Source organism: Cohnella lupini (genome assembly GCF_003386205.1).
Taxonomy (GTDB): Bacteria; Bacillota; Bacilli; order Paenibacillales; family Paenibacillaceae; genus Cohnella; species Cohnella lupini.
This window is the reverse complement of the sequence record NZ_QRDY01000003.1, coordinates 46,309-59,095: the sequence shown is the minus strand read 5'-3', so window position 1 is coordinate 59,095 and position 12,787 is coordinate 46,309. Positions and strand designations below refer to the sequence as shown.

General features: G+C 50.9%; 11 protein-coding genes. All 11 read right to left on the bottom strand.

Annotation, left to right across the window (positions count from 1 at the left end; genetic code table 11):
* Positions 1-54 precede the first annotated feature (54 nt).
* Positions 55-639 carry a sulfite oxidase-like oxidoreductase gene (locus tag DFP95_RS07240; protein ID WP_115991935.1) on the bottom strand — a complete coding sequence of 195 codons (585 nt, stop codon included), beginning with the start codon at positions 637-639 and terminating at the stop codon, positions 55-57.
* 34 nt (positions 640-673) lie between these two features.
* Positions 674-1,960: an MFS transporter gene (locus tag DFP95_RS07235; RefSeq protein WP_115992273.1), complete on the bottom strand. Its 1,287-nt coding sequence runs from the start codon at positions 1,958-1,960 to the stop codon at positions 674-676.
* A gap of 38 nt (positions 1,961-1,998) precedes the next feature.
* The gene (locus DFP95_RS07230; protein WP_115991934.1) at positions 1,999-3,561 is read right to left on the bottom strand and encodes a leucyl aminopeptidase; all 1,563 of its coding nucleotides are present in this window, start codon (positions 3,559-3,561) and stop codon (positions 1,999-2,001) included.
* A 54-nt stretch (positions 3,562-3,615) separates the two neighbouring features.
* Positions 3,616-4,995 carry an ATP-binding protein gene (locus tag DFP95_RS07225; RefSeq protein ID WP_115991933.1) on the bottom strand — a complete coding sequence of 460 codons (1,380 nt, stop codon included), beginning with the start codon at positions 4,993-4,995 and terminating at the stop codon, positions 3,616-3,618.
* Positions 4,996-5,175: 180 nt separating this feature from the next.
* Positions 5,176-6,480 carry an anti-sigma factor domain-containing protein gene (locus DFP95_RS07220; RefSeq protein WP_115991932.1) on the bottom strand — a complete coding sequence of 435 codons (1,305 nt, stop codon included), beginning with the start codon at positions 6,478-6,480 and terminating at the stop codon, positions 5,176-5,178.
* Positions 6,477-7,280 (bottom strand): RNA polymerase sigma-I factor, encoded by an 804-nt coding sequence (gene sigI, locus DFP95_RS07215; protein WP_115991931.1) that lies wholly within the window; start codon positions 7,278-7,280, stop codon positions 6,477-6,479. The genes DFP95_RS07220 and sigI overlap by 4 nt, the downstream gene beginning before the upstream one ends.
* Before the next feature lie 149 nt (positions 7,281-7,429).
* Positions 7,430-7,855, bottom strand: a complete 426-nt coding sequence (locus tag DFP95_RS07210) for a hypothetical protein (RefSeq protein ID WP_115991930.1) — start codon at positions 7,853-7,855, stop codon at positions 7,430-7,432.
* Between the two features lie 145 nt (positions 7,856-8,000).
* Entirely contained in the window at positions 8,001-8,549 is a 549-nt protein-coding gene (locus tag DFP95_RS07205) for a peroxiredoxin (protein WP_115991929.1), read from the bottom strand.
* A 129-nt stretch (positions 8,550-8,678) separates the two neighbouring features.
* Complete coding sequence (gene leuB / locus DFP95_RS07200) at positions 8,679-9,758, bottom strand: 3-isopropylmalate dehydrogenase (RefSeq protein ID WP_115991928.1); 1,080 nt, start codon at positions 9,756-9,758, stop codon at positions 8,679-8,681.
* A 247-nt stretch (positions 9,759-10,005) separates the two neighbouring features.
* The gene (locus DFP95_RS07195; RefSeq protein ID WP_115991927.1) at positions 10,006-11,208 is read right to left on the bottom strand and encodes an aminotransferase-like domain-containing protein; all 1,203 of its coding nucleotides are present in this window, start codon (positions 11,206-11,208) and stop codon (positions 10,006-10,008) included.
* Positions 11,209-11,232: 24 nt separating this feature from the next.
* A complete protein-coding gene (locus DFP95_RS07190) occupies positions 11,233-12,783 on the bottom strand; it encodes a 2-isopropylmalate synthase (protein ID WP_115991926.1) in 1,551 nt (516 codons plus the stop codon).
* Between the last annotated feature and the right edge of the window lie 4 nt (positions 12,784-12,787).

Genomic DNA, 12,787 nt, shown 5'->3' with positions numbered 1-12,787 from the left:
ATAAGTAGATCATACGCTCGGTAATACGGATTAGTCATTTAAAGGATTCACGATTTAATCGAAATCATATCTTTGCTCGAGAAAAGGATCGCCGTACATATTATAACCGTTCCGCTCCCAGAAGCCAGGCTTGTCTTTGACCATGAACTCGATGCCTCGAAGCCACTTCGCGCTCTTCCAGAAGTACAGATGCGGAACGACCATTCGGACGGGATAACCGTGCTCCGGCGTAAGTTCTTGTCCGTTATGCTTGATTCCGAAAAAGGAAGTATCGCGCAAGAAATCCTCCAACGGCAAGTTCGTCGTCCAGCCTTGCTCTGCGTGCAGCATGACGAATTTGGCTTCCGGCTTCAGCTTCACCCGCTCCATGACCGTCGATACCGCGATTCCTTCCCATACGTTGTCCAGCTTGGACCATGTCGTTACGCAATGAATATCGTTTCCGAATTCGCGCCGAGGTAAATTCATGAAATCATCGTAGGAAAACTCGGCCTGCTCTTCCACTTGCCCGAAAATCTTCAGGTTCCACTGGCTTAAATCCCGATAATAGGGAACATCCCCGTGATGCAATACCGGGAATCCGTCGGTCAAACGTTGTCCTGGGGGAACGCGATCTTTAATCGAAGCATTACCATCCATTCCATAGTCGCTCCTCTCGCTAATAACCTCATGCTTAATTATGACCCGGACGCGATCTGAATACAAACGGAGCAAGAGCAATCGATAAAACCAAAAGCGCGCCTCCGGCAAAGGTCGTCAGCCCGTAAGTCTGCAGCCAAAGCGGACCTCCGGCTACTTCGTCGTACAACCACCCTCCGGCGATCGGACCGATGAATCCGGCAATACCCGTCAACGCCGAGAATACGGCTATGTACATCGGTCTCTCGGATTTCGGGGAATCCCCGATCAGGAAGTTGAACACGAGCAAATTGTAGCCGGCAAACCCGAAGCCAAGCAAGATATGCACGACGACAAGAACGAGCATGGCGGGCAAGATCGCCATCCCCGCCCATACCGCGCAGGAAGCGGCGATAAGCGGAAACGTCCACAGTAGCAACGTATTAGTGGAATATTTACTGTTGAGTACGCCCCAATAGTAGTAACTAACCATCATGACTAAATTTTGCAACATAATGATCAAGGTTACTTTGCTTGTACTTCTATCCATGATTTCCAGCATGACGTAGGAGAACAACGGAATAACGACGTTCTGCAACAAAATGAACAGGGAGATGAACAACGTCGCCGAGAGGAACCTGCGATCCGCGAACGGCCTTATAAACATTTTTAACGACCTGCCGCTCTCGGAAGGCTGAAAAGGGGGATTCGGATACCGGCTCAACGCCAATCCATTCCAGACGACGCATGCCGCGCTAATCGCGAACAACACGACAAATCCTTTTGGCCCGGGCAACCATTCCATAATCTGCCCGCCTACCAGCAACGTGATGCAGACGACCGCCCAATGGATCGTATTGCGGATTCCGAAATATTTGCCTCTAACCGCCGCCGGAACGACGTCAGCCATCAAGGACGTCCAGATTACCCCGCCTGCTTGCGCGGAAACCATTGAAACGAGCCATAAGGAAATATAAACGGGAATCCAAGAATCCTCGGTAAAAGTGAGCGGAATAAGTCCCGTTCCTATCCATAACAATCGGTGAATAACGCCGAAAAGCGTGACGAAAAACCTGCGATTCTGCCAGGTCTGCATGGCGAACGCGATAAAAATCTGTACGAGCAAGGCAAATGGCGGGATTGCCAGCACCAAACCAATATGGAACGCGGTAAACCCCAAATAAGTCAAATAGACGGTCTGCAGAGGACCGCCAAGCAGATTAGCCAATATATTCGCGGGTATCCCCTCGATAAGGGACATACGAAGCGCTCTTCGATTATCCGACAAGCTCTCGCGTCGAGTCGTCAATACTTGCTTAAATCCCCTTACAAGATTGCTCATGACGCGCTCCCCCATGTTGTGCGGTTACCTTCTTCTACCTACGCATTGCCGGTCGTTTTGCCAATCGTTTCGCCAGTAATCCCGGCTCTTATATATTCAACCAACGACCGGACCATCACGCCGGTTCCGCCCTTGCTTTCGAAGCCTCTGTCGCTCCACATCCAAGTCGTCCCTCCGATATCCAGATGGATCCAAGGAAGCTCTTCGGAGAATTCGCCTACGAATAAGGCGCCGGCGATCGCGCCCGCCCATGTGCCTCCGTGATTTTTCAAATCCGCGACGTCGCTCTTGAGCATTACCCGGTATTCGGGATGCGTCGGTAGCGGCCATACGTACTCATCGGCGTTGCGAGAGCCTTGCAAGAATGTTTGCAGCATTTCCTCATCGTTGGAGAATGCCCCCGTCGTTAAATCTCCCAACGCATGCATGACGGCGCCCGTTAGAGTAGCCACGTCGATCAGCTTGGTCGCTCCATGCTTGATTGCCGTCGTTAATCCGTCCGCCAAGACGATTCTGCCTTCCGCGTCGGTGTTCAAGACTTCGACGGTTTTTCCGCTATACGTCTTGAGTACATCTCCTGGCTTAAAGGCGCTTCCGGATGGCATATTCTCCGCAGCGGCGATAACCGCGACGATATTCATCTTGGGCTTCCATTCCCCGATTGCCCTCATCGCGCCCATAACGGCGGATGCTCCGCCCATGTCGGAGATCATTTCCTCCATGCCTCCCGGCTTTTTAAGCGAGATTCCTCCCGTATCGAAGGTTACGCCTTTGCCGATCAATCCCAACGTCTCCTTGGAGTCGGGAGCTCCGCGGTGATGAATGACGATCATTCGAGGCGGGTTGACGCTGCCTTTGCCGACGGCGAGCAGACCGCCCATTCCTTCCTTGACGGCTTCCGATTCGTCATAGATTCGATACTCTAAGCCGTATTGACCGGCAAGCGACCGCGCTTCCTCTGCCAATCTTTCGGGAGTAAGAAGATTCGCCGGCTCATTGGTCAGTTCACGCGCGTAACATACCGAGTTTGCCAGACGGTATCCCCGTAGCAAGCCTTCCTCCCAATCCAGAGATCCCGAATCGGAGTCGAGAACGAATCGGATCTCTTCCAACGAGGAATTCGCTCTTCCCGAAATCGAACGGCTATTCCGCCGATATAATCCGAGCAGAAGACCTTCCATCAACGCGCTGGAAGCCGCTCTTATTTCGTACCCGTCCATGGATTGAAATAATCCCGCGGGTACGATAAAAGCGGCTTGCTTTATTTGATATTCCAATATCGTCGATCCTAGACTCCCCGCCGCTTCTCTAAGCGACTTAGTACGGTGAGGCACCGAATCGAATCCCACGTACAAGGCGTATTTCTCCGGGAGCATCCCTAGAGTATCGAACAAAGCCGTATCTCCGGGTTTTCCATTATAAATGCCGAGCTTAGCCCTATCGCGTAATGCCTGATCGAGTCGCGGATGCAGAATTAGCCGGTCGTCATCTTCTAACGAATTCCGATCGGCCATCGCGATGATTAAGTCCGCCGTTCCTTGTTCTACTTCCGAGCTAGCGCTTGTCATCGCCCATCTCAGAGGCCAGTCTGTCCATATCATGCCCGATGTCCCACCCTAAGAGAAATCTCGTACTTCAACCAGATTCTACTCTTTTCAGTCGACAAAAGGCAAATAAATTAAAAATTCCGTTCCCTCGTTTAATTGACTATCCACGTGGATAGTGCCGCCGTGATTGACGATGATCCGATAGCTAACCGACAACCCCAAGCCGGTTCCCGCTTCCTTCGTCGTAAAGAAAGGATCGAACAGCCGGTTAAGAGTCGTTCGCTGCATCCCTTTGCCGTTGTCTTTAATGGAAATAAGGGCATATTTCCCTTCCTGTCTTGATGAGATATCGATTCGTCCTTTACGTTCGTCCTTCATTTCGTAGATGGCGTCCAAAGCATTTTTGATGATGTTCAGCAGCACTTGCTTGATCTGTTTCACGTCCACAGCCACGGTTAAGTACGGATTGAATATCTCGTTATGTATCTCGCAGCCTTTCATCAATGCTTCGCTCTCCGATAACATGATCGTCTCTTTGAGTAACAGTCCTACAAGCACTTTCTGCTTCATAGGCGCGGATGGCTTCGAGGAATTCAAGAACTCGTATATGATATCGTTGGCCCGATCGATTTCCGATAAAATAATCCGACCGTATTCTTGTTTTCCTACTTCCTTGAGAAAGGGATTCAATAATTGGATGAAGCCCCTGATCGAAGTGAGCGGATTGCGAATTTCGTGCGCGATTGCCGCAGCGATCTTGCCGAGCATCGCCAGCTTGTCATTCTGAAAAGCAGCTTGTTCGATTTGCTTGTATTCAGACACGTCTTTAACGCTAATCAAATAATCTCCGTCCAGCTCGTCGATTTGAGAGATGCTTACGAGCAGGAAACGTCCGTTCACATTCTGGAACTCCCCATGAAACCTACGGTAAAGTATCATCTCTTTGTAAATGCGCAAGAAGTTTTTACGAATGGATAATTGCAAATTGGCATGAAAAAAGAGCTGGTATAACGTGCATCCGATAAGCGACCTTCTGGGAGCTTGCAACATTCTCGACATTTGCACGTTAAGAAATCTCAAGTTGCCCGCACCGTCAAATAGGGCGACTCCGCTGTCCATATGCTGGAGAACGGTTTCAAACTTATTCGGATGTCCCTCTTCCATCGGTGCCGAGTGGATCGCGCTTGCGGTGCGCATCAGGCGTTCCGTTTCCGTTTCTTCCGTGGCGGCCGCTTCCTCGGGAATCCGCAAGGATATGAGCAGTTCGGTAATAAACAAAAGAGACCGATGAACGAAAGTCATTCGGTCTTCAGGCTCGGCATATGAAAGCAGGAACTTCACGCATTCTTCGTGTTGTTCTAGAATTTCATTGGTAGGCAGGTCAGCTAGCTCACGCCATAGCTCTTTAGTCTCCGGACGAACGAATTGTCCGCCGCTTCGCACAAACTCAGCAAGTATCGGAAAATAACGCGTTCTCCACCCGTCCATTCGAGAATTCCCCCATCTCCGGCGCTGGTAAAAAGGCAAAGATCAAGATTAATCAAATCATAGCTATTAATGATGATAACTGTCAACGGGAGAAGTTGTCGGACTTTAGCGAACATTGAAGTTACTTGTTATACCTTGATGGATTATAGAACGGCATCGGTAAAAGAAGCGAAAGAACGCTTATCTATGCTTTCTATTCTCGTCCTTATCGTTATTTTTAACTTTATCCAGCAGTCGTTTCCAATTATTTTTATGGCTCTCGTCAAACTTGTTGTCGTTACGATCATTTCCGTAATGATCAATATCGTTGTCACGTTTATCCTTATTGTCGGCGCCCCTGCTATTGTCGCCTTTGCCGTTATGGCCTGGCCTGTCGTCGTTGTCTTTCCCGTAGTTCGTATTCGAATCCTCTTTATTAGGACCACGAACATGCTTGTCATTGTCCTTTTCGTCGTTCTTCTTGTCGTCGTTCTTCTCATCCTTGCTAAAGTCTCCGCCCTTGCCTCCGTCCTTACCGACATTTATTTTGTTGCCTTTGTCATCCTTGTCGTCCTTACCAGCCTTGACGCCTTTGTCATCCTTGTCGTCCTTACCAGCCTTGACGCCTTTGTCATCCTTGTCGTCCTTGCCGTTCTTGACGCCTTTGTCGCCTTTGTCGTCGTCCTTGCCGTTCTTGACGCCTTTGTCGCCTTTGTCGTCCGAGATTTCCTGTTTATCCTCGTATTTGCTCATTACTTTATGGACCCCGCCCCACTCGGCTGCGATATCCGTCAACGATTCGTTTTTTATCCTTTCGAGCGTTACATCGCGACCTTGGCTTTCCGAAACGAGCCAGAATGCCATTTTGCCGGAGGATACGCCGTTGGCCGTTGCTTCATCCCTGACTTCCGCGGGCAAGGAAACCGTCGTGACATCCAGCTTCGTCGTATTCGCAGGATCGTCCTGCTGCGAGGCATCGTTCAGAATTCGCGTGATTTTGCCGGTCACCGCGTTCTCCCACTGTTTGGTCAACGATTTCACGGGAACGCTGGCAATGACGATTTCTCCTTTGCCTAATGTTATGGCATGCTCTTCTACCAGCCTAAGAGCCAGTTCATTCATCACCGTCTCTAAATTTCGTCCCCGATATTTCATTCCTTCAATTAGCGTCTGCGCCTCCGAGTTTACGGCGCGAAGCTCGCGAACCCGTTCTTTGGCATCCAAGCCCAACTCGATGCTGGGGTTAATATCCATCGTTACGTAAGCCACGACGGGCGGAGCGCGAAACACCAAGAAAGCGAATAGAACGAGCAGCATGGCCGATGCCATTGCGCCGCCTTGCCATATTCTCCGTCGAACCCGGGGATTCGCGCGAACAACCTTTAACCCTGAAATCTCTGCTCCAACCTCGAAGCCCGCTAATCTTTTTACGCGAATAAATTGTCCGTCCTGAGTCAGTACGACTGCCGTTCTTTTGTTCAAAGACATTATCGTTCCGCTGTTCATGATGTTTCCTCCTTCCCGTCTTGATCCAAGCCGATATATTCTTGCAAAAAAGGATAAGTTCCGTATGCGATCAAGCTTACCGCGATCAAATATTTGCGATGGCGCTCCGCCGTCTTGCGCGAAACTTGCTCGGCTTCGCACAATTCCTTAATGGGCAACTGGCGCTTTTCGGTAAGAAACCGAAACATGGTCTCTTCGCTCGCCAGCCTTCTGCCCATCCTTAGCAACGTTTTTCTGGAATCTTGATGGCGCGGAGAATGGTCGACTAAATCGTCGAACGAAATGCCGTACAACGTCATCTCTTCCGACAAAGCCGTAATTTCCAGCTTTCGCTCCTCCGCGGATCGTTCTTGGTCGAAAGCTTGCATCGCCTGAACGACTTCCACCCGATTCGTCGTGCCTTCCTCATCGTCGGAGGAGGAATCGAACGCGCTATAAGGGACAACGGATGCATGCCTGCTTTCCTGCCGCACGAAATCGATTAGTCTTCGAGTAATGACCGTTTCCGCGAAACCCAAAAACAACCTGCCGCCATCGGGAGAAAAACGGGTAATCGCTTCGTCGAACGCGGCTAATGCGATGCTATACGCATCGTCCAGCTTTGGATCGACATATCGGCGGAAAAACCGGCTGGTTGTCTTTAATATGTATGGATGATACTGACGAATCAGCTCATTTCGCAGTTCTTGGTCCCCGTTCTGTATTCGCTCCACTTGCCGTTCCGGTAATGTCTCTTCGGTCGGGACTCGGGTCGCTTTGCCAGAAGGGTTCAACCATTTTTTGAAAAGTACGAGCAGCACTCGCTCACCCCACATTCATAAACATTCGTACGCATATCGTTATTTGAGGGGGTACCCCGCCAATAAATATAAAAGACCGCCCTCAGCAGAAGAGATCTACTTAAGGGCAGTCCTCGGTACTTCTTCCTATACTTAAACCAGCAATAGGCTTAAATCGTGCCTCCTGGAGTTCGTTTCAATTTCAACTTATGGCGCCGTTGGCTTAATACGATCAGTCGTTTCTTCAATTGCTGTTCCCATTCGCTGTCGGCGATCTCCTTGGCGAAGGTCATGAGGTCAAGCGACATATCGATCTGACTCTGCACGATCTGCATCGGGTCCTCGTCTTCATTATTTACGCAATTCTCGTGGAGGGCTTTGTCGGATTCATCGACATAGTCATGGAAGTCGACTTCTGATGCTCCGTCGCCATGCGCGTATTCGGCCAATATTTCGTATTCGTTCTCCACCAAATAGTGCACTTCGATACGGTGACAAACCGGACAAAATAAAATGGGCACGTTATGGATTCGCGTCCGGTAGTGTTTCAACGTCCCTTTGGTTCCAATCATGCTGGCTCCACAGCAAAAGCTCATCGCCTTCCCTCCTTTAAATCAGCATCATTTATTCTTCTCACTATATTCTCTACCCATAAACACAATTCCTGCCACAAATATAGGTAAATAGTTCAAAAAGCTCCCCGGAACGAAGTTCCGAGGAGCTTGCGGGTTATTCTAATGATTACTTAGCGACGAGGTGCTTGTCGCCCGCTTTCCAGTTCATTGGGCACAATCCGCCGGATTGCAGAGCTTGCAGAACGCGAAGAGTTTCTTCCACGCTGCGGCCTACATCGTTATGGTTAACGACTTGGTATTTCAATTCGCCTTCCGGATTGATGATGAACAAACCGCGAAGCGCGATTCCTTCTTCTTCGATCAGGACGCCATAGTCGCGAGCGACTTGTTTCGTGATGTCAGCGCCAAGCGGATGATTCAGTTGGCCAAGACCATTATCGTTCTTAGCCGTGTTAATCCATGCACGGTGACTATGCTTGCTATCTACGCTGACGCCGAGAACTTCCGTATTCAAACCTTTGAATACGTCGTTCGCTTCGGAAAGAGCCGTAATTTCCGTCGGGCATACGAATGTGAAATCCAATGGGTAGAAATACAATACCAACCATTTGCCGCTGTAATCGGACAAGGATACTTTACCGAACTCTTTGCCGTCTCCGTTAGCCGTCTCCAAAGTGAAATCCGGTGCCTGGCGACCTACCAAACGCTCTGCCATCTTCCAATTACCTCCCATAAGCCCAGCCTTATTGCTAGTGCTTTCTGATTCGATCTCTCGACAAAAATCGTACCATTCGCGGACAAGCTAGTCAAGATGATAACAATTCCTTTTTTATAATTATTATAATTAACGAGTAATTGCGGCTACGATCAAGTCGCCCATTGCCGTCGTACCGATTGCTTTGCTCTTGTCTACCGCTATGTCGCCAGTACGGTGTCCGGCGTCAAGAACGTTCTTAACCGCGGTCTCGATGGCCGTTGCCGCTTCTTCGTATCCGAAAGTGAGGCGGAACATAAGCGCTACGGAGAGGATGGTCGCGATAGGATTGGAAATGCCTTGTCCCGCGATATCCGGCGCGGAACCGTGTACGGGCTCGTACAATCCGAAGCTGCCTTCGCCTAACGAAGCGGAGGATAACATGCCGATGGAACCCGTCAACATTGCAGCTTCGTCGCTTAGAATATCTCCGAACATATTTTCCGTTACGATAACGTCGAAGCTCGAAGGGCGACGCAACAGTTGCATAGCGCAATTATCCACGAGAACGTGCTCGACTTCCACGTCCGCGTATTCGGGAGCGATACGGTTTACCGTTTCTCTCCAAAGGCGCGAGGTTTCCAATACGTTCGCTTTATCGACCGATGCCAGACGTTTGCTGCGCTTCTGTGCGACTTCGAATGCTTGGCGAACGATCCGTTCGATTTCGGTTACGTTATAGACGCAAGTATCCACCGCCTCTTCGCCGAAAGGGCCTTCGCGACGGAATTTCTCTCCGAAGTAGATACCGCCAGTAAGCTCGCGAACGACGATTAGGTCCGTGCCTTCTAGCACTTCCGGTTTCAACGTAGACGCGTCTTTCAAGCAATCGAATACGACTGCCGGACGGATGTTGGAGAATAAGCCCAAAGCTTTACGAATGCCGAGCAATCCCGTTTCCGGACGAAGCTCCTTGGAGTTGTTGTCCCATTTCGGACCGCCGACGGCGCCAAGCAGAACGGCATCCGCGTTGCGGCACATTTCCAGCGTATCTTGCGGCAACGGCGTGCCTCTTTCATCGATGGCGATCCCGCCGAACAAGCCGTGCTCTAGCTCGAATTTGAAACCGAACAATTCCTCCGTGCGCTTAAGAACTTTCTCCGCTTCCGCTACGACTTCCGGGCCGATTCCGTCGCCGGCGATAACCGCGATTTTTTTAACTTCCGACATGGTTATGATTCACTCCAATTTTGGGTATAGGTTGTCCATTGAGACCTTCTCTCAATTGTAGTACATTTGCCCCCATTGTCAAAATAGATAATAACTATGATTTCTATAGGCATTGACTATGAACAATTGAGGTGACTTAACGGCACGCCGTACCATTAAGGGCTGCCTTAGCGAGAGGCTATGGTGGATGTAAGCAGTAATAGCAGAAAGAGATTATGCCTAGGCATAATCTCTTCGCATTCCATCGTTATTGCTTGACCAAGACGCTCTCCATCGCTTGATTCAAGCGCTTCATTCCGTTAACCGTTCCTTCGTAATCGTTATGCGTAAAGTTAAGGCGCATCGTGTTTTTCTTGGCGCTTTCTTCCGCGAAGAAAGAGATGCCCGGTACGAAGGCGACCTCTAAGTCGACCGCCGTCTTGAGCAGTTCTGCCGTGTCGACCGATTCCGGCAACTCCAGCCAGAAGAACATGCCGCCCTTAGGCTCGTTCCAAGTTACGCCCGGCCACTGCTGCTCGCTAAGCAGATCCGCCATCTGACGCATCCGTTTCTCGTACTCCTTGCGAACGAACTCGATGTGGCCGTCCAGATCGAAGTGCTCCATCAGTTGGTATAACGTTTGCTGATCGAGCGAGCTCGAGTGTAGGTCCGCCGCTTGCTTTGCCCGAGCCATATGCCGGATGATGTCCGGATCCGCCATAACCCACCCCGTGCGCAACGCAGGCGCAACGGTCTTGGAGAAGGTGCTTGTATATACGACGCACGAGCCGCTCGGATGCTGATCCAGTGAGAACAGCGACGGATAATGGACCGAAGCATCTCCGAATTTAAGCTCTCCGTACGGATCGTCCTCGAGGATCAACGTATCGCTTTCCCTGCAAAGCTTAAGCACTCCCAAGCGACGTTCCATGCTCCACGCCTTGCCGGTCGGGTTCGAGAAGGTAGGAATCACATATACCATCTTAGGCGTATGCTGCTTCAACTTGGCGGCTAAATCCGCCAAATCCATCCCGTCTTCGTCCGTATCCACGGAAACTAACGTCGCGCCATAAGAACGGAAAACTTGCAGCGCCGATAGATAAGTCGGTTTTTCTACAAGAATAACGTCGCCCGCATCGATATAGATCCGAGACAAAAGATCTATCGCTTGTTGCGAACCGGTCGTCAGAAGCATATCGTCTGGTGTCACCGATATCCCTTTGCGTCCCATCCAGGCGCAAATGCTTTCCCGCAGAGGCAAGTATCCCTCCGTTAAGCCGTACTGCAACGCCTTATTTCCGGCTGCGAGCACTTTTTCGAAGGCTTCTCCGATAGCCGCAACCGGAAAATGCTCCTCTGCCGGCAATCCGCCCGCGAACGAAATAATCGATTTTCTTTGCGTCAGCTTCAATATTTCACGAACCGCAGAAGAGGAGAAGCTTCCAAGCCTCGCGGAAAATTGATACTTCATCTGTCGTTCCCCATTTCTGGACGTTTAGATCAACGTGACATTGTCCCGGCGATTGCGGGTTGGAGCGTTACGCTTGTCGATAAGCCTGTTCAGCGCATCCACGTAAGCCCGTGCGCTTGCTTCCAGGATATCCGTGCTTACGCCGCGTCCTTGCGCGGACGATTCGCCTTGCTTCAAGACGACGTGAACCTCTCCGAGCGCATCCGTACCGTCCGTGACCGACTTAATCGTATAATCGTCTAGTTCGACCACTTCGCCTGTCAGACCGTCGATGGCTTGATAGATAGCGTCTACCGAACCGTTGCCTTCCGATTCCTTCTTCACGATCCCTTGCGCGGTCTTAAGAACGACCGTAGCCGTCGGGGTTGCGTGACTGTCGAAGGATACGACCAACTGTTCCAGCGCGAATACTTCCGGAGTCTCGATGATTTTCTCTTCGAGCAGAGCGCGGATATCCTCGTCGCTTACGTTCTTCTTGCGATCCGCCAAGTCCTTGAACTTGCCGAAAGCCGCATTGACTTGCTCCTCGGTCAATTGCTCGTAGCCGAGATCGATCAGCTTCTCGCGGAACGCATGCCGTCCGGAATGTTTGCCCAGCACTAGCTTGCTGTCCCTCAGCCCGATCGTATCCGGCGAGATGATCTCATAAGTCGTCTTCTCCTTCAGCATGCCATCCTGATGAATCCCGGACTCATGCGCGAAGGCGTTAGCGCCGACGATTGCTTTATTGCCCGGAACGACCATGCCTGTAAGCTTGCTGACCAAACGGCTCGTGCGCGCGATTTCCTTGAGATTAAGCGAGGTCGTCGCTTGGAAGAATTCGGCGCGGGTAGCAAGAGTAAGAGCTACCTCTTCAAGCGCGGTGTTCCCTGCCCGCTCCCCGATGCCGTTGATCGTACCTTCCACCTGGTCCGCTCCGTTAAGAATGGCCGCAAGCGCGTTGGCCGTCGCCATGCCTAGATCGTCGTGGCAGTGCGCCGACAATTGAATTCGCTCGATTCCCGGAACCGTTTCCTTCAGAACTTTGAAGATGTTACCGAATTCCTGCGGGGTCATATATCCTACGGTGTCCGGAATATTCACGACCGTAGCGCCGGCATTGATCGCCATCTCCGTCACTTGGCAAAGATAATCAAGCTCCGTGCGGCCGGCGTCTTCCGGTGAAAATTCGATTTTATCGAAGTATTGCTTGGCATAACGAATAGCCTTCTCCGCTGCTTCCAGCACTTGGTCCTTATCCATCCGCAGCTTATGCTTGCGGTGAATGGGGGAAGTAGCCAGGAATAAATGTATGCCCGGATCTTGAGCGCCTTTCAGCGCTTCCCTTACGGCATCGATATCCGGCTCGCGCGAGCGGGCAAGGCCGATGACGGTCGCATTCTTGACTGCCTTAGCTACCGCGTTAACGGCGGCGAGATCGCCCGGCGACGCGGCCGGGAAGCCGGCTTCTATGCGGTCCACGCCTAATTTCTCCAATTGCAGCGCGATTTCAACTTTCTCTTGCGTATTCAGGTTAACACCCGGAGATTGTTCTCCGTCCCGAAGCGTCGTATCGAAAATATAAATTTTTCTCATAGCA